This is a genomic window from Campylobacter sputorum subsp. sputorum (assembly GCF_008245005.1).
GTDB lineage: Bacteria > Campylobacterota > Campylobacteria > Campylobacterales > Campylobacteraceae > Campylobacter_F > Campylobacter_F sputorum.
This window is the reverse complement of the sequence record NZ_CP043427.1, coordinates 1,664,583-1,682,098: the sequence shown is the minus strand read 5'-3', so window position 1 is coordinate 1,682,098 and position 17,516 is coordinate 1,664,583. Positions and strand designations below refer to the sequence as shown.

Genomic DNA, 17,516 nt, shown 5'->3' with positions numbered 1-17,516 from the left:
CTTATTTAATTATCAATATAAGCTTAATTTCATTTGAAAATCATTATTATTTAACTCTATTTGAATTTGCAATTATGGCTGATGTATGAGCTATATGGATTAGTCCAGCACCAGCTGGACTCATTAAACCAAACATTGCTAAAATGGAACCAAAAATATTTGTAGATGTGCCTATTTTGTAGTTTTGATTTGCAACTTTTAGAGCAAATTTACTTAAATCATAAAGTTTTATAATATCTTTTGGATCCGAGTTTGTTATAGCTATGTTTGAGACTTCAACAGCTGCTTTACTTCCGCCACTTGCAAAAGAAACACTAACATTTGCTTTACTCATAGCAAGTGTGTCATTTACGCCATCTCCTATCATTACAACACTGTCTTTTTTAGTTAAATTTTCAATGATTTTTGCTTTTTCATCTGGCATTAAATCATAATAAACTTCATCAAAATTGAGATCTTTTGCAAATTCTTTAGAAACCAGTTCATCATCGCCTGTTAGTAAAACTAACTTTTTAACACCTCTGTTTTTGAGTTCTTTTAGCATCTCTTTTGTGCCTTCTCTAACTTCGTGGCTAAGGCTTAAAAATCCGATAAATTTTCCATTTCTAGCTAAATATATATTTGTAAAAGCTTTATTTTCTTTTGTATTTATTATAACTGAGTTGTTTTTCATAAATTTTAAATTTCCAAGCAGATATAAATTCCCTTCAAATTCCCCGCTTACTCCCAAACCTATTTCATTTTTTGTTATGTTTTTTGTATTTGGTTTAATGTTTTTTTCTTTGCAAAAATTTATAATTGCTTTTGCTACCGGATGAGTATTTTTATACTCTAAATTTGCTAAAATTTGAAAAAATTCATACTCATTTATATTAGTTTGATATGAGGCAACTACTGGAATTCCTGTAGTAAGAGTTCCGGTTTTATCGAAACAAAACACATTTGAACGGCTAAAATTTTCTAAATACTCTCCACCTTTTATCAAAATGCTATTTCTTGCAGCACTTGCTATTGCTGAGCTAATGGCTGAACTTGCTGCTAAGATGGTAGCACATGGGCAACTCATGATAATCATCACGCTAAAAGCATTTGTAAAAGACGCTGTTAATAAAAGTGTGCCAAGTGTCATAAATGAACCTATTTTTAAGACTTTTTTTGCAAGCAAGTCAGCAGTTACTTCACTTTCTGATTTTAGATTTAGGGATTTTTCAACTTCATTAATCACTCTTGCAATATAAGTTTCATTACCTAGGGCTTTGATTTTTACAAACACTCTACCATTTTCAACATTTGTATTTGCAAAAACATTATCCCCTTGTTTTTTTAGCACACTTTCGCTTCTTCCATTTATCAAAGCTTCATTTATCAAAGCTTCGCCTTTTACTATAACTCCATCAACACAAATTTTCTCTCCACTTACAAAAACTGCTATATCACCGTTTTTTGCGTCTTTTAAATCAATCTCAACTTCAATATCTTCTCTTAAAACATAGAGTTTATTAACATCCATCTTGATTAAATTTCTTATCTCTACACGAGACAGGTTTGCTGTGTATTCTTCAAAAAGACGAGAGCCTGTTAAGATATAAATTACTTCAAATGCTGCGCCAATTTCGCCACCAAAAATTGCCAAAATAAGTGAAAAAGCCATAAAGCTTTCTAGGCTAAAATTTCTGTTTTTTATGTCATTTAGTGCTTCATTTAAAAGCGGTTTTGCCATATATAAACTAAGCCCTACTAAAGCAAGCGCACTTATCGGGGAAAATGCAGTAAGCAATATGTGTTCTTTTATAAAAACAAATGCTGCTACACCGCTTAAAAAAGCAAATTGCTTGATTCTTTGTTTAAAAGTTTTTGTAGTTGAAGCTAAATGACATGGATTACAAGCTTTTGTGCAGTAATTTTGTTTGTTTACTGGCTCTTTTTTTGGTAAATCCAAACTTTTTTGTATAAGTTTAAGGATTTCTTCAAGTGTGATTTTTTGATTATCATAATTTATGATAATGCTATTACAAATTTCATTTAGCCTTATTGAAATTATTTTTAAATTTAGAACTTCTTTTATTAGCTCAAAATTTTGCAATGTAAAAAGATGTGATTTAAGTCTAGTTCTATTTTTTATGTTAGATTTTATGGCTATTTCTTGCATTTGTCGCAAATTCCTTCTAGTGATAAAATATGTCCTTGTATTATAAAATCATATTTCTTTGAGATTCCTTTTTGTAAATTTTGTAAAACTTCATCTTTAAATTCAATTATTTTTCCGCATTTTTTGCAAATTAAATGGTCATGGTTTAGATGTATATTCATCTCATATTTAGTAGAATTTTTAGATTTTATTATGGTTAGTAGATTGTATTTTTTTAATAAATTTAGTGTGTTGTAAATAGTGCTTATACTTACTTGTTTTTTGTGCGTATTTTTATATATTTTTTGAATTTCATTTATGCTTATATGCTTGTTGTAAAAAAGTATTTTTAGAATTTCTTTCCTTGGGATTGAATTTTTAGCTTTTTTGCTTAAAATTATATTTAAGAAATTGTTAAATACCGCTTCATTACCCATCATACCTCCAAATTTATTACAAAACTACAATTAATGTTTTTTCTTAGAGCAACAATCTTTTTTACCGCAACCGCAACCACCTGTTTTGAATGTTTTTTTATATATATAATATCCAGCAAGAGCGGCTAATGCTATTAAAATAATAGCTTCATAAATTTGCATAATATATCCTTCTTTAACAAAAAGGGGCAAATGCCCCAAAATTATTTCATATCTTTTGCTTGAACCCAAATAACAGCGTCTTGACTTAGTTCTTTGCCATCATGTTTTTTATCAGGACCCACTCCAAGAGCTGCAAATCCCCACCATCCGGCTTTTGGAATTCCAAATGTAAATTTTCCATCTTGATCTGCTTTTATGGTAAGTGTTACAAAGCTATCTTGAGGTGCAGTAGCGTGAGGTTTTTTACCCATTTCGTTTTTCTTTATATCAACATCGTAGTTTAAATACTCAACTTCAATTTCTGCAAATGGAATCGGTTTTCCATTTCCTTTTACAATTCCTGAAAATGTGCTTCCTGCCCATATGGAATAAGGTTTTGTAAGTGGAACAATTTCAGCTTTTAAGCCAAGTTCAGCATCCCAATCAGTTGGTGCACCAGCAACATTTACTATCATTTTTGTTATTTGTTGTATATATGCATCTTCATTTTTCTCATAATAAGGTGCCGGAGTTAAAACAAATACATGATCGCCCATTTTTCTAGCTTTATATTCACTCTCATAGCCTTTGCCTGAGTTTGAATTACCTTTAAAAGTTATATTTTTAAGATCTTTTTTAAGATCTGTTTTTTTCTCTTTGTTTATTACAAAAAAATCTTCAACCGGTTTAATTTCACCTTTAGCATTTAATCCCATATCCATAGTATGCTCATCGGCAAAAGGGTGATTAAATACTATTTTTAATGGAATGTTATCTGGTTTTTCTAATGCACTTTCTGGCGTATAAACCATTTGAAAATGTGCAAATGCTGAACTAGCTAAAGCCGCTGTTGTGATTGTTGAAATAATAATCTTTCTCATTTAATGTCCTTTTTTTTAAATTTATTTTGCTATATCTTTGCTTTTTATAGTTACTTTATGTCCTTCTCCTGCGTCAAACTGAACCTCAAAATCACCATTTGGTTTTTTGAAAGTAACTTCACTATCTTCATTGAAAGTTTCTTCTAAAACGCTTTTCCCTCCTTGTATTAGATGAAATTTGACACCTTTTGCAGTGCTTCCATCGCTAAATCCACCCTCGCAAGTAATTGAGCCATCTCCATTATCAAAACAACTCATAAGTGCAGTGTGTGCAAACATTGAACTAATGGCAAATGCCAAAGCCAATATAATTTTTTTCATTCTTTCTCCTTTAAATTTGATTTATTATTAATTTTTAATCCACCTTGCCAATTTATGCGTTTTTCTGGGACTAATCCTAAAATTAACGCTATTAAAACTATACACACATAATAACCGCTCATAGCAGTTAGCCCACTTAAATTTAAGGCATTTCCTATGCTAAATACAAATGCTGCCATTATAAGAGCTAGTGTAAATGGCACAAATAGCGATAAAAGCATCCATTTATAGCTATTCATCTGAAGCTTTACAACAACCATTGTAGCAATACAAGGAGGAGTTAAAAGCATAAAGATGATAATAGCGGCTGCATGAAGTGGTGTATATCCACTATTTTGAGCCATCATATCTTCAGCTCTTTGTGCGTTTTCACTTGCTCCTGTTTCATAAATGCTTCCAAGTGTAGCAACTGCAGACTCCCTAGCAGCAAATGAGCTTAAAAACGCCACATTTATACGCCAGTCAAATCCCGCAAACTGACTAACAGGCTCTAAAGCTCTACCTGCCATACCAAGCAGTGAGTTTTCTATGCGGATATTTTTTTCTTCTCTTAAAATCCTATCTCTACCTTTTGAGAGTTTTCTTAACTCTTTATTTATGAGTTTTGCGTCTTTATCATCGCTTGATGGTTTTATAATAGAGTAAAATAGCTCGTTTTCTTTTTTAAAATCTTCATCCACACCTTTGCTTCCAGCCATTTTTTTGCTTTTATAAGAGTCATAAAAATTTAAAAGTTCTGATATATTTTCTCTTGTGTTAAAATTCTCATAATACTTTGTTTTAGAGATTTTCTTATCAAAAGTAGCTAAAATTTGATTCTCATTTGCTTTAAACTCAACTCTTTGTTCATGATTAAGTCCTGGAAATTGAAGTAGGGCAAAAAGAACAATAGCAACAGCTAAAACAATGGTGCAAACTTTTTTGATATAAATCCAAACTCTCTCACAAGCTCTAAAAATAACGCCTTTAAATGTAGGCATATGATAAGCTGGTAGCTCCATCACAAATGGGGCAGTCTCTCTTGTTTTAAGAAGTGTCATAGTTAAAACTTTTGCAATTATAAGAGCTGTAAAAATCGTAATAGTTGAGATATAAAACATAACTAAGCTCATATGCTCTTTAAAAAATGCCCCTAAAAGCAGTGTATAAAATGGCACTTTTGCAAGACAGTTCATAAGCGGAACGGTAAAAATAGTTGCCATTCTAGCTCTTTCATCTGCGATTCCTTTTGTAGCCATAACGCCAGGAACTGCACATCCTCCTACAAACGCACCACCTAAAACTAATGGCAGTGTGCTTTGTCCGTGAAGTCCAAATTTTCTAAACACTCTATCTAAAATAAACGCCATTCTAGGCATATAGCCAACATCTTCAAGGATTGCTATTAATGCAAATAGTATGAAAAATATTGGTAAATAGTTTAAAAGTGCATTTAAGCTATTTATTAGCCAAATTCCAAGATCAGTTATCATTGGTACATGTGCTATATCAGTAGCTGGTAGTATATCAGTAACAAAATTTTTTAAAGCTGCTAAAAGTGGCCATGTGTAATTTGTTAAATGATAGCCAAAAACTATCGAGAGTTGATAAATTCCAACTATTATTAAAAACAAAATAGGAAAAGACAGCCATCTATTTAAGACTATTTTATCAACTTTATCAGTAAAAGTTTCCTTTCCCTTTTTGGTCTCTTTTGTGCAGTTTGAGCTTACAATATCAGCTGAATCGTATCTAAAAGTAGCTAGAAAATTTTCTGTATTTTTATTAAATGTCTTTTTAAAAAGCCCTATTTCTTTTTTTGCTAACTTTTCAAAGCTTTCATTTTTATCTTTTAATAAATCATAAACAACGCTATCATTTTCAAGTGCTTTTATAGCTAACCATCTATTTTTTATATTATAATCATTATCAATTACACCTTCTAATTTTGCAATAAAAGGCTCTAATTCTTCATAATTTATCATAAATTCTTCGTAGCTATAAAATTTATTATAAACTTCATCAATAGCTTTTAAAATTTCGTTTTTTCCGATTTTTTTAAAACCACTTGCAACAACAACAGGGCATTTTAGCATATCTGAAATTTTTGTAGCATTTATTTCAATGCCTCTTCTTTGAGCAACATCTATCATATTTAAAATAACAATAACAGGTTTGCCTATCTCTAAAAGCTGAAAAGTTAGATATAAATTTCTTTTTAAATTTGAAGCATCAACAACATTTAAAATAATATCCGGATCTTCTTTTAAGATAAATTCTTTTGCCACTCTTTCTTCAAGCGAATAAGAACTAAAAGAATAAGTCCCGGGCAGATCCACCATCTCTATTTCAAGGTCTTTATATGAAAAAAATCCTGATTTTTTATCCACGGTAACACCCGGATAGTTTGCAATGTGTTGGCGAATACCGCTAAGCATACTAAAAATTGTTGATTTTCCGCAGTTTGGTTGCCCAGCTAATGCAATTTTCACATTTTTTTTATTAGATTTTTTTACTTCATCTAAAGAGCTTTGAATTTCACTCATACTTTTTCAACCTCAATTAATCTTGCTTCGCTTTTTCTAAGAGTAATTAGGTAGTTATGAATTTTAAGTTCCATTGGATCATAAAGCGGGGCTTCTCTAATAACTTCTACGCTAGCGCCATTTATAAAGCCCATATCAAGTAGTTTATAAAAAAGTTTCCCATCGGCATTAACATTTTTTATTTTATACAAACCACCACTTTTACAATAATCAAGTCCCATAACCCATCCTTTTTATAGTTATATAATAAAATTGATATCTATAATCATTAATGTAAAAAAGTAGCATATTGTAACTCAATAAAACTTAAAATTAGCAAAATATTTATTTAAAATGATTTATATTTATTTGTAGCCAAATTTATATATGGTAGAAAGTTATATAAATTATGTGTATATAAATTTATTTTTAAAGTTTATAAAAATGTAGAAAATTCATCAATCCTCATTGTTTATAATTTCAGCCATATAAGACTGTTTTTTTAATGAAATTTCTGCTTGTGATACTTTTTTTGGTGGTTCTTGCACTTCTAAAAGAGATCTTTCTAAGGATATAAAATTTCTCATCACACTTACATAAGCTTTGAAAAAAACTGCGTATTTTGATTTTTCTAACATATCTAAAAACTCATCTATAAAGTTATTTATAGAAGTTTTAAAAAGTTCACTGCTTAATTCTTGTTTATTTTCGTTTGCTTCATCTTTTAAAAATGTAGCCATCAGGCCAAAGATAAAGCCTATAAAATCCTCGCCTTCTTCGCATTTTTTTTCATCTCTTCTATAAGAACTTTTTTTGATAATATTTATAACATCAAGTCTAGCTTTTCCATTGTCTCTACCTTCATCGTAAAAACTAGCTGTGGTTGGTACATTCGAGTAAGATAGACTAAAAAACATTGCATTTTGTTCATCTTTAAATTTAGAAAAATCAAATTTAGCCATCACTTCAAAATCGGTTTTATTTTCATCTGTGATTGGAAATTTAGAAAGTTCTTTTATTTTTTCTTGCATATTTTTAAACAAACTCTCTTTTTCGCTAAAAAACAGCGTCGATGAAGCAAACTCATAGTAATACGATCTAGCTTTTAAAATATCTTTCATATTTTCCTACTTTCTTCAAATTGTTTCATTATTGTAAGTTTTGCCTTGCAATCAGGACAGCAATACAGCATTTTAGTCTTAAACTCATCGCCTTTAAACATCGGAGCCATCATATTCGCCACTTTTTGAACTGCTTTTGTGGTTGCAAATTCTTTTCCACACTCGATGCATTTAAAGAGTTCATCTTTTGCAAGTGTAGTGTAGCTATAAAAACTTGGATTTAGCTCAATCTCTCCTCTATCTATAAAAATAGTATCTTTTTCTGCACAACTCATTGTACAATATCCACAAGCTGTGCAAAGTGAGGGGTTAAATTTAATAGAGTTATCTTTTGTATCAGCAACCAATGCATCTACATTACAAGCACCAACGCAACTTAAACAAAGAGTGCAAGTTTCTTCGTTTATTCTAATTTTTGCGTATCTTAACTTTTGTGTGGTTTTTACAACGCCAAGATCATCTCCTGCGATTAAAAACTCCAATCGTTTTGAAAAATCTGCTCTTTTGTTGCCTTCTAAAAATGGATATGAAAAGTAACTATTTGGCACCAAATTTGCACTATTTAGAGCATTTTTTAACTCATTTTCATTTTGTGCTATGTATATACCTTTTGTTTTAAATTTAATCTCATAAATTTGATTTATTAAATTTATATTATCCATAGTTATTTCACTAAATTTATCATTGTATAATACAATACTACAGCCACTTTGAGTAAGCATAGTCATAAAATGCACATGATCTAAAAATTCTATATTATCAACATAAAACGGCAAAACATTTGGCTTAAGATCTATTTTGATATCAAAATTTGTATTTTTATTTACTACAAGTATGATTTTATCTTTATATAAATTTGTAATTTCATTAAAAGAATTTCGTGGCATAATGCTAAAATCAATTGCAGAAGTCGGACAAATTCCTACACATTTACCACAGCCTATACAATCAATATGTGAAAACATAAGTTGTTTTTTTTCATCATCTTTTAGTATCGCTACTGTTGGACAAATATCGGCACATTTGCCGCATATCTCATGTCTTCTTTCGTGATATTGGCATATTTTTTCATCATAAGTTATAAAGTTTCTATAATTTGTTAGTGGCGAAAGCGATTTTACAAGATTTAAAATTTCAGAGTTTTTTAATGTTGATATTTCATAACAACCGCTTTGTTTTAGCATATATTCTTTTGCATTTTCTATAAGCAAGATATCGCAGTTTATCTCGTATTCATCGTTATTTGTGATTATATTTACATAAATTTCTCCAATTTGTCCATAAAGAAATTTTATTTCATCGTGCTTTAAAGTTATAACTTTAAAATCATTTTTTTCTAATTCTGTTTTTAAATCATTTTTATCGCTATTGCTTATGATTATAATGTTTTTTCCTATCTCTTTTGAGTGCATTACATCTTTTGCCAAATCAAAACAGGTTGCCCTTGCTTCGTAAAGCAAATTTACATTTTCTGCCTTATTTAGCGTATTTTCCAAAGAGTTGTTAAGATAGAAATCTATCTCTTTTGCTACAATTTTTGTATTTTTTAACTGCTTGTTAGATATAAATATCTCTTCGTTTTCATCCATAATAAATTTAATATTATCTTTAAGCACAGGTTTTTCGCTATTTTCATTATAATAACCAAATTCTATCACTTGTATTCCTTTTGATTTTGTGGATAATTTTAATATAAACTCATAAAATTAAACTTAAAAAATATATAATGCATAATTTGGTATAATCACTTTGTTAGCTAGACAAAAAGCTAAGGAGAAATAATGCATTTTAGAGACATTCCTCAGATTGATAAAATCATAAATGATGATAAATTTAAAGATTATGTAAAGCCGCTCTTAACATATATTGCAAAAAATGAGATTGCGTCCATTAGGCAAAAATTGCAAGATAAAAAGGATTTAAATTTATCCCAAGATGATATATTTGAAATCATTTCAAAAAAATATGACAAATTTAACAGGCAAAAACTTCAAAAAGTTATAAATGCAACGGGCGTTGTGGTTCATACAAATTTAGGTAGAAGTTTGATATCAGAAGAAATTTTTGATAGCGTAAAAAATACAATTTGTCATGCAAGTAATCTTGAGTATGATTTGCAAAATGGAAGAAGGGGCGAAAGATATACTTTTATATCAAATTTAGCTTCTATTTTATTTGGATGTGAAGATGCTTTGGTTGTGAATAATAACGCAAGTGCCGTATTTTTGGTGCTAAATACACTTGCAAAAAACAAAGAAGTTATAGTTAGCAGAGGTGAGCTAGTAGAAATCGGCGGAAGTTTTAGAGTGCCTGAAGTTATGTCAAGCTCAGGGGCGATTTTAAAAGAAATAGGCACAACAAATAGAACTAAAATACAAGATTACGAAAACGCTATAAACGAAAATACGGGCTTACTTTTAAAAGTCCATAGATCAAATTTCGATATAGTTGGCTTTACAAAAAGTGCGTCATTGCAAGAAATTTCAGCTCTTGGGAAAGATAGAAATTTGCCAAGTTATTATGACTTAGGTAGTGGATATCTTGGGGAATTGCCATATTGTCTTAGCAAAGATGAGCCAAGTTTGGATAAAATTGCAAATAGTGTTGATTTATTAAGTTTTAGTGGCGATAAGCTTTTTGGAAGTGTGCAGTGTGGCATAATACTAGGCAAGAAAAAATACATAAATCAGCTAAAGAAAAACCAGCTTTTACGTATGTTAAGAGTAGATAAAATAACTCTTAGTATATTAAATTTAACTATGTTTGCGTATTTAAATCACTCTTATAATCAAATTCCTACTTTAAATTTACTAAACAGAAGTGAAGGTGAGTTGGTAGAAATTGGGGAATTTATCATTGACAAAGTTGGATTAAAAGATATTAGTATCACAAAAACAAACACATATGTTGGTGGCGGCACGATGCCAAATAAAAAATTACCAAGCATTGCAGTAGCATTAGATGGAGATGCCATAAATTTAGAGCGTAAATTTAGAGATAAAAATGTAATCGGTAGAATTGAAGATGATAAATTTATGCTAGATTTAAAAAGTGTTTTAAAAAGCGATATAAATGAACTTGTAGAGATTATAAAAGAGGTTTTGAGTGATGAATAGCATTATCATAGGCACAGCAGGACATATAGATCACGGAAAAACGGCACTTATAAAAGAGCTAAATGGTTTTGAGGGCGACAAACTAGAAGAAGAAAAAAGTCGCGGTATAACAATAGACCTTAGTTTTTCAAATTTAAAAAACAACGATACAAATATAGCTTTTATAGATGTTCCAGGTCATGAAGGTCTTATAAAAACTATGATAAGTGGAGCATACTCGCTTGATGCTGCTATGGTTGTAATTGCTGCTGATGATGGGATAATGCCTCAAACAAAAGAACATATCCAAATTTTAAGCATTTTGGATGTCAAATCCATAATTATAGTTATCACAAAATGCGATTTAGTTTCAAGAGATATTTTAGATACTAGGCAAAATGAGATAAAAAATTATCTAAAAAGTTTTTCAAATTTGGAAATTTTAAGAATTTTTGAAACAAGCATAAAAGATAAAAATAGCATAACAGAGCTTAAAGACTATCTTTTTATGATAAAATCCAAAGAACACGCTACTGATTTGGTTTTTCATTATTATACAGATAGAGCTTTTAGTTTAAAGGGAATAGGGCAAGTTGTTACAGGAAGTTTGATAGGTGGAAGCATAAAAAAAGGCGAAAAAGTTTATAACTACGATACAAAAAAAGAATACATTGTTAGAAGCGTTCAAATCCATGATAATGATGTAGATAGTGCTAGTTCGCCAAACAGAGTTGCTTTAAATTTAAGCAGCAGTGATACAAAAAATATCACAAAAGGTCAAATGCTTAGCAAAAAGGGCTTTTTTAGGGCTTTTAGCAATGTTGATTGTGTTATGACAAACGGCGAGATTTTTCAAAATCAAAATGTCGTGTTTTGCGTTGGGACAAAGCAGCTAAATGCCAGAGCAACAATTTGTGGAGAGATAAATGCATTACAATTTATAACATTTAAATTTAGTAAGCCGGTTTGTCTTAAATTTAAAGAAAACTTTGTTCTTTTGTCAAATAACCGCGTAATAGGTGGCGGAAAAGTTTTAAATTCCATAAGTGAGCCTATGAAAAAAGCCCAAAAAATGCCTATATTAAAAGCACTTTATGAAAATGATTTTTTACTTGCTTTTTCTTTGCTAAAAACCTTTCATAAGCATGGTTTTGGACTCATTTCATCTTATCAGCGTTTTGCACTAAATCACGAAGAAGCACTAGAGATTGCACTAAATTTAAAAGATACTTTTGTTGATAAAAAAGAGTTAAATGTGTATGACAAATCGGCATTTAATGATATTTCAACGATAATTATAAATATATTTGCGAAAAATAAATTTGCCATAATTTCGGCATCAAGCATCTCAAATAAAATTTCTTGGGCGAGTGAAAGCTTATGCCTATATGTTTTAAACTCACTTTATGAAAATAATAAAATTGCAAAAAACGGATCGTTTTTTATAGATAAAAATGCAAATTTAGATGAGATTTTAGAGAGTTTAGATAGTAAAATTTATGATATTTTATTGTCTGAAAATTTTACCCCATCGGCTCCATACAATATATATGATGAACTTGAGATAGATAGAGTAAGTGGCGATAATGCGATGAAAAAACTAACATCAAGTAAAAAGATAATAAGACTTGCCCATAATCTTTTTATAACTCAAGTTGCTTTAAGCAATGTTTTAAATTTGATGAGAGAAATGATAAAAATTGATGGTTATATAAATGTAACTTCAATAAAAGATAAATTAAATTTAAGTAGAAAATACGCCATTGCATATTTAGAATACTTGGATAAATTCGATGATATCGTAAAAGACGGCATGGATAGAAAATTTAAATAAATTATATATTAAATTTATAAACTAATACAAAAACAAAAGCTATAATATTTATTAATATGCTAAAATAGCATATAGCTAGAGTATAGGTTTACTTCACATTTAGTTATTTTTTTGTTACAAAATATGCAATTATTGCATATTAATGTCTTTTTGACAAATTTAGGAGGAGTTAATGCAAGAAGCTCGTAGAAAATTTTTGAAAAAAGCTGCCAAAGCAAGTGCTGGAGTTGGCGTAGTAGTAGCTGCCGCAACAGCCGCAAATGCAGTGAGTGTTTCAAAAATAAGTAACTCAAAAGGCAAACATTCAGAGGTGCTTTACTGGAAAAGTGAGGCTTGGGAGAAATTTTATAAAGTAGCTTATTAAGGATATTTTATGAGTAAAACAACATATGTAGGAAGGCGTTCTTTTCTAAAGCTTGCCGCCCTTGGTGCTGCAGCAAGCAGTGCTTTTGGATCTAATGAAACATTAAGAAGTGCAACTAAAGAAGAGATAAAAAATCCTTTTCCTAATTCCGTGATGAAAAGAACAATATGTTCTATATGTTCTGTTGGTTGTGGGATTGAGGCTGAGGTTGATGAGGGGTCAAATGTTTGGATTCGTCAAGATATGGCGGTTGATCACCCGATTTCACAAGGAAGCCATTGCTGTAAAGGAATTGACCAGATTGATTTAACAAAATCAAAAATGAGACTCAAATACCCTCTTAAAAAAGTAAATGGAAAGTGGGAGAGAATTTCATGGGAAACAGCCGTTAATGAGATAGGCGATAAAATGCTTAAAATTCGTGAAGAAGATGGACCTGATAGTGTTGAATTTTTAGGTTCGGCTAAATTTTCAAATGAACAAGCATTTTATTTTAGAAAATTTGCAGCATTTTGGGGAACAAACAATATAGATCACGTAGCTAGAATTTGACATAGTGCAACAGTCGCCGGTGTGGCGAATACTTGGGGTTATGGCGCTATGACAAATCATGTTGCTGATATGATAAACTCAAAAGTTATACTTTTTATCGGTGCAAACTCAGCTGTGGCAAATCCAGTTGGTGCTATGAAAAGAGCATTACAAGCACGAGATAGAAACAATGCAAAGATAGTTGTTGTTGATCCGGTTTATACAAGGACTGCAGCAAAAGCTGATATGTTTATTAGAATTAGACCAGGAACTGATATAGCTTTCATTTATGGTATGCTTCATCTAATCTTTAAAAATGGTTGGGAAGACAAAGATGTTATAGCAAAACAAAGTTATGCGGTTGATGAAATCAGACAAGAGGCTAAACACTGGACACCTGAGGAAGTATCAAGGGTTACTGGATGTAGTACACAAGAGCTTGAAGAATTTACAAAACTTTTTGCCACTTCAAAACCTTCAACTTTATGCTGGGCTTTGGGTATAACTCAACACTCAGTTGGTAGCTCAAATACTAGAATACTGGCTATTTTACAATTAGTTTTAGGAAATATGGGAAAACCAGGTGGTGGAACAAACATACTTAGAGGCCATGATAATGTTCAAGGTGCTACAGATATGAACTGCTTGGCTGATAGCTTATCTGGTTATTATGGACTTGGAGACGGAGCATACAAGCATCACTGCAAAGGTTGGGGTGTAAATTTTGATGATTTTGTAAAACGCTTTGCAGTTTCAGTAAAAGAACCACGCGAAAAGTTAGGCGAACCAGTAAAAGGCACTAATTTTAGAGAGTATTTTTATCACGATCCTAAAAATCCAGAAGATAGAAACTGGCGAAACGAAAAAGGTTGGTCGCTTTCTAAATGGTGGCAAGGTGTTTTAAAAGAAGAAGAGACTTTTTCAAGTGGAAATTTAAGAGTGCTTTGGGTTCAAGGAACAGGTATTACTTCTATGGCTCATCAAGTTAAGATAAAAGAAGCTATAGATAAACTTGATATGCTTGTGGTTGCAGAGCCATTTTTAAATGAAGTTGCAATTTTAAGCGATAGAAAAGATGGAATTTATGTACTTCCTGCTTGCACTCAGTTTGAAAGTGAGGGATATTGCTCAGCAACAAATCGCTCGGCACAATGGAGAACACAGGTTATAAAACCACTTTATGAAAGCAAAGAAGATCAAGAGATAATGTTTTTATTTGCTAAGAAATTTGGTTTTTACGATGAGTATGTAAAAGGCATGAAAATGGGAATCGTTGATGGCGAGATTAAGCAAGTTAAAGATGATTTCAAATGGCCAGAAGACGCAACAGATGAGATAGCTAGAAATACTCAAAGTATTGGAAACAATGGTAGAACTGCTGCAAGACTTAAAAAACATCAAGAAAATTGGCAATTCTTTGATCCGCTCACTCTAAAAGGTAGAGGCCCAGTTGAAGGTGAATATTATGGACTTCCGTGGCCTTGTTGGGATGAAAAACATCCAGGAACTCCTATACTTTACGATATAACAAAACCTTATGTAGAAGGCGGTATGGGCTTTAGAAATAGATTTGGCTTAGAGCACGATGGCGTTAGCCAACTTGCCGATGAAAGCATAACTTTGCCAGGTTCAAAAGTAAAAGGCGGTCATCCACAAATTACTAAAGAAAATATCGAAAAAGTTTTAGGTATCACTCTTAGCGAAGAAGAAAAAGCTAAAATGGGATCAAGTTGGAGTATGGATTATAGTGGAATCATAGCTAAGAAATGTCGTGAGGCTGGTGTTTGTCCTTGTGGAAATGCAAGAGCTAGGGTAAAAGTTTGGGAATTTGCAGATCAGATTCCAAAACACAGAGAGCCTATCCACTCACCAGATTGGGATTTGGTTAAAAAATATCCTACTTTTGAAGATCAAAAGAGAAATTTCCGTGTTGCAACTAAATTTATAAGTGAACAACAAGAAAAAGATTGGTCAAAAGAGTTTCCAACTATCATAAGCTCACTTAGGGTTGTAAATTTAAGTGGGGCTGGTATGATTGAGAGAACTAGTAAATATCTAGCAGCTATAACTCCTGAAATGTTTGCTCATGTTAATCCGGAACTAGCGGCAAAACACAATATCAAAGATGGCGATATGATGTGGATACACGCCCCACAAGGAACAAAGATAAAGGTAAAATGTATATATTCTTATTCTGTTACGCCAGATAGAATTTGTTTACCATATAACTTTGCTGGTATTTTACAAGGTGTTGATTTAAGTGATCGTTACCCAGAAGGTGCTAAACCTTATACTATAGGCGAGAGCTCAAATACCATCACAAACTACGGATTTGATATAAATACTCAAATTTCAGAGTTTAATGCTGGTCTTTGTAGATTAGAAAAAGCGTAAGAGGAGTAAGTTATGGCAAGAATGAAATTTTATGTAGATGTCAGTAGATGTATAGCTTGTTATGGTTGCCAAGTTGCTTGCTCTTCGGCTCATGAAGTTCCAGTTGGTATCAATAGGCGTAAAGTTCTTATAATAAACGAAGGAATTCCTGGCAAAGAATTTGCTAGTACTATAGCGTGTCAGCACTGCACTGATGCACCTTGTGCACAAGTTTGTCCGGTAAATTGCTTTTATATAAGAGATGATGGGGTTGTTTTGCACGATAAAAAAACTTGTATAGGTTGTGGATATTGCTTGTATGCTTGTCCTTTTGGTGCACCACAATTTCCAAGAGATGGTGCTTTTGGCATAAAAGGAGAAATGGATAAATGCACAATGTGTGCAGGTGGTCCAGAAGAGACAAACTCTCACGAAGAAAGGGAGCTTTATGGACAAAACCGCATAGCTGAGGGCAAAGTTCCTATGTGTGCTGCTATTTGCTCTACAAACGCACTTTTGGTTGGCGATGCAACAGAAGTTTCAAATGTGTATAGAAAACGCATTATGTTAAAACAACCAAATGTAAAACCTGACTTTTCTTTATAAATTTGGAGGAAAATTTCCTCCAAAAATTCAAACAAAATTCAAATTTTACTATAAATTTTTTTCATATTGATTACTAATATTTATTGACAACGGGGGAGGGGAGTGATATAATCTATTTCTGAATTACGAAATTTGAAATTTAAAGGAGTATTTTTATGTTGCGTAAAGTTTCAAGTAGAGTTTCTTTTATTGTTTTTTGTTTATTAACTACTGCTTTTATTGTTTTTTCTACTATAAATTATAATTTTGTTAAAAATCTATATATTGATATGGGAGAATCTGGAAATTCTTCATATAGCGGAATTACTAAAATTTTAGTAGAACAGTTTGTTGGAGAAAAAATAAATGTTGTAAATTCTTTTTATAACTATTTACTAGAAAATCCAAATTTATTATATGATAGAGATATGCTTAAAGAAAAATTAATATCATCAGCACTAACATCTGGTTTAAATGAGTTTTATATAGGTTTTGAAAGTGATGGCTCCCTTCATGATGTTGTGACAGAAGATGGTAAAAAATTTGAATTTGTTTACAAAGATATGCAAAATCTGTCATATGATGCAAGATCTAGAGGATGGTATAAAGATGCTGTAAAAAAAATGGTAAACTAACATTTTCTCAGCCATATTTAAGCTCTACTGGATTCCCTTGCGTTACAATATCTATTCCAATTACTATACAAGGTAAACTTATAGGTGTATTTGCAGGAGATATATTTTTAGACTCTTTAAATAAAAAATTGGGTTCTATAAAAAGCTCTACAACCTCTATGGTATCTTTAGTTGATATACAATTAAAAAACTTTGTCTCTCATGCAAGAAAAGATATGATAATGTCTGATAACCCTGAAGTAAAACAAATTGCTACGAATTTTATAAACTTTTACAATAAAGATGGAAACAAACCTTTCGAATTTGAATTTAAAGGCGATAAAAGAGTGGCTGCTTGCGAAAAATACGAAGCTGCAAACTGGCTTATTTGTTCAGCAAATTCAATGAGTGATTATGATAGCACACTAAGTTATATAATTAAAAGTCAAAGTGTAACTTCAACTATATTTATTATACTTATAGTATCTATCTTAACTTTCATAATAACAAGAGCCTTAAAACCAATCTCCATCATCCAATCAGGTCTAAACAATGTATTTAAATTTATAAATCATGAATCAAAAGAT

General features: G+C 31.2%; 15 protein-coding genes. 6 read left to right on the top strand and 9 right to left on the bottom strand.

Going from position 1 to position 17,516, the window contains the following annotated elements:
- Positions 1-46 precede the first annotated feature (46 nt).
- From CSPT_RS08590 to CSPT_RS08550, 9 genes are all read right to left on the bottom strand, one after another.
- Positions 47-2,149 carry a heavy metal translocating P-type ATPase gene (locus tag CSPT_RS08590; protein WP_089183204.1) on the bottom strand — a complete coding sequence of 701 codons (2,103 nt, stop codon included), beginning with the start codon at positions 2,147-2,149 and terminating at the stop codon, positions 47-49.
- Positions 2,137-2,565: a Fur family transcriptional regulator gene (locus CSPT_RS08585; RefSeq protein WP_161492230.1), complete on the bottom strand. Its 429-nt coding sequence runs from the start codon at positions 2,563-2,565 to the stop codon at positions 2,137-2,139. The genes CSPT_RS08590 and CSPT_RS08585 overlap by 13 nt, the downstream gene beginning before the upstream one ends.
- A gap of 30 nt (positions 2,566-2,595) precedes the next feature.
- The gene (locus CSPT_RS08580) at positions 2,596-2,727 is read right to left on the bottom strand and encodes a FeoB-associated Cys-rich membrane protein (RefSeq protein WP_089183202.1); all 132 of its coding nucleotides are present in this window, start codon (positions 2,725-2,727) and stop codon (positions 2,596-2,598) included.
- Between the two features lie 41 nt (positions 2,728-2,768).
- Positions 2,769-3,587, bottom strand: coding sequence for a DUF4198 domain-containing protein (locus tag CSPT_RS08575; RefSeq protein ID WP_033917238.1), 819 nt, complete (start codon positions 3,585-3,587; stop codon positions 2,769-2,771).
- A gap of 21 nt (positions 3,588-3,608) precedes the next feature.
- Positions 3,609-3,908: a hypothetical protein gene (locus CSPT_RS08570; RefSeq protein ID WP_089183201.1), complete on the bottom strand. Its 300-nt coding sequence runs from the start codon at positions 3,906-3,908 to the stop codon at positions 3,609-3,611.
- Entirely contained in the window at positions 3,905-6,433 is a 2,529-nt protein-coding gene (gene feoB, locus CSPT_RS08565) for a ferrous iron transport protein B (protein ID WP_089183200.1), read from the bottom strand. Before feoB ends, CSPT_RS08570 begins: the two co-directional genes overlap by 4 nt.
- Positions 6,430-6,654, bottom strand: a complete 225-nt coding sequence (locus CSPT_RS08560) for a FeoA family protein (RefSeq protein WP_089183199.1) — start codon at positions 6,652-6,654, stop codon at positions 6,430-6,432. The genes feoB and CSPT_RS08560 overlap by 4 nt, the downstream gene beginning before the upstream one ends.
- Before the next feature lie 216 nt (positions 6,655-6,870).
- Positions 6,871-7,533 carry a TorD/DmsD family molecular chaperone gene (locus CSPT_RS08555; RefSeq protein WP_089183198.1) on the bottom strand — a complete coding sequence of 221 codons (663 nt, stop codon included), beginning with the start codon at positions 7,531-7,533 and terminating at the stop codon, positions 6,871-6,873.
- Entirely contained in the window at positions 7,530-9,191 is a 1,662-nt protein-coding gene (locus tag CSPT_RS08550) for a 4Fe-4S binding protein (protein ID WP_089183197.1), read from the bottom strand. The genes CSPT_RS08555 and CSPT_RS08550 overlap by 4 nt, the downstream gene beginning before the upstream one ends.
- Before the next feature lie 123 nt (positions 9,192-9,314).
- Here CSPT_RS08550 and selA point away from each other — a divergent pair, with 123 nt between their 5' ends.
- From selA to CSPT_RS08520, 6 genes are all read left to right on the top strand, one after another.
- A complete protein-coding gene (gene selA, locus CSPT_RS08545) occupies positions 9,315-10,649 on the top strand; it encodes an L-seryl-tRNA(Sec) selenium transferase (protein ID WP_089183196.1) in 1,335 nt (444 codons plus the stop codon).
- A complete protein-coding gene (gene selB, locus CSPT_RS08540; protein WP_089183195.1) occupies positions 10,642-12,462 on the top strand; it encodes a selenocysteine-specific translation elongation factor in 1,821 nt (606 codons plus the stop codon). The genes selA and selB overlap by 8 nt, the downstream gene beginning before the upstream one ends.
- A 172-nt stretch (positions 12,463-12,634) precedes the next feature.
- The gene (locus CSPT_RS08535; protein ID WP_089183194.1) at positions 12,635-12,826 is read left to right on the top strand and encodes a hypothetical protein; all 192 of its coding nucleotides are present in this window, start codon (positions 12,635-12,637) and stop codon (positions 12,824-12,826) included.
- A gap of 9 nt (positions 12,827-12,835) precedes the next feature.
- Positions 12,836-15,751 carry a formate dehydrogenase subunit alpha gene (locus CSPT_RS08530; protein WP_089183193.1) on the top strand — a complete coding sequence of 972 codons (2,916 nt, stop codon included), beginning with the start codon at positions 12,836-12,838 and terminating at the stop codon, positions 15,749-15,751.
- 12 nt (positions 15,752-15,763) lie between these two features.
- Positions 15,764-16,336 (top strand): formate dehydrogenase FDH3 subunit beta, encoded by a 573-nt coding sequence (gene fdh3B, locus CSPT_RS08525; protein WP_089183192.1) that lies wholly within the window; start codon positions 15,764-15,766, stop codon positions 16,334-16,336.
- 155 nt (positions 16,337-16,491) lie between these two features.
- Complete coding sequence (locus tag CSPT_RS08520) at positions 16,492-16,950, top strand: hypothetical protein (RefSeq protein WP_089183191.1); 459 nt, start codon at positions 16,492-16,494, stop codon at positions 16,948-16,950.
- Positions 16,951-17,516 lie beyond the last annotated feature (566 nt).

Excerpts from the sequence above, each read along its gene's own strand:
- CSPT_RS08590 (WP_089183204.1), bottom strand. The coding sequence starts at position 2,149 with ATGCAAGAAATAGCCATAAAATCTAACATAAAAAATAGAACTAGACTT.
- CSPT_RS08585 (WP_161492230.1), bottom strand. The coding sequence starts at position 2,565 with ATGGGTAATGAAGCGGTATTTAACAATTTCTTAAATATAATTTTAAGC.
- CSPT_RS08580 (WP_089183202.1), bottom strand. The coding sequence starts at position 2,727 with ATGCAAATTTATGAAGCTATTATTTTAATAGCATTAGCCGCTCTTGCT.
- CSPT_RS08575 (WP_033917238.1), bottom strand. The coding sequence starts at position 3,587 with ATGAGAAAGATTATTATTTCAACAATCACAACAGCGGCTTTAGCTAGT.
- CSPT_RS08570 (WP_089183201.1), bottom strand. The coding sequence starts at position 3,908 with ATGAAAAAAATTATATTGGCTTTGGCATTTGCCATTAGTTCAATGTTT.
- feoB (WP_089183200.1), bottom strand. The coding sequence starts at position 6,433 with ATGAGTGAAATTCAAAGCTCTTTAGATGAAGTAAAAAAATCTAATAAA.
- CSPT_RS08560 (WP_089183199.1), bottom strand. The coding sequence starts at position 6,654 with ATGGGACTTGATTATTGTAAAAGTGGTGGTTTGTATAAAATAAAAAAT.
- CSPT_RS08555 (WP_089183198.1), bottom strand. The coding sequence starts at position 7,533 with ATGAAAGATATTTTAAAAGCTAGATCGTATTACTATGAGTTTGCTTCA.
- selA (WP_089183196.1), top strand. The coding sequence starts at position 9,315 with ATGCATTTTAGAGACATTCCTCAGATTGATAAAATCATAAATGATGAT.
- selB (WP_089183195.1), top strand. The coding sequence starts at position 10,642 with ATGAATAGCATTATCATAGGCACAGCAGGACATATAGATCACGGAAAA.
- CSPT_RS08535 (WP_089183194.1), top strand. The coding sequence starts at position 12,635 with ATGCAAGAAGCTCGTAGAAAATTTTTGAAAAAAGCTGCCAAAGCAAGT.
- fdh3B (WP_089183192.1), top strand. The coding sequence starts at position 15,764 with ATGGCAAGAATGAAATTTTATGTAGATGTCAGTAGATGTATAGCTTGT.
- CSPT_RS08520 (WP_089183191.1), top strand. The coding sequence starts at position 16,492 with ATGTTGCGTAAAGTTTCAAGTAGAGTTTCTTTTATTGTTTTTTGTTTA.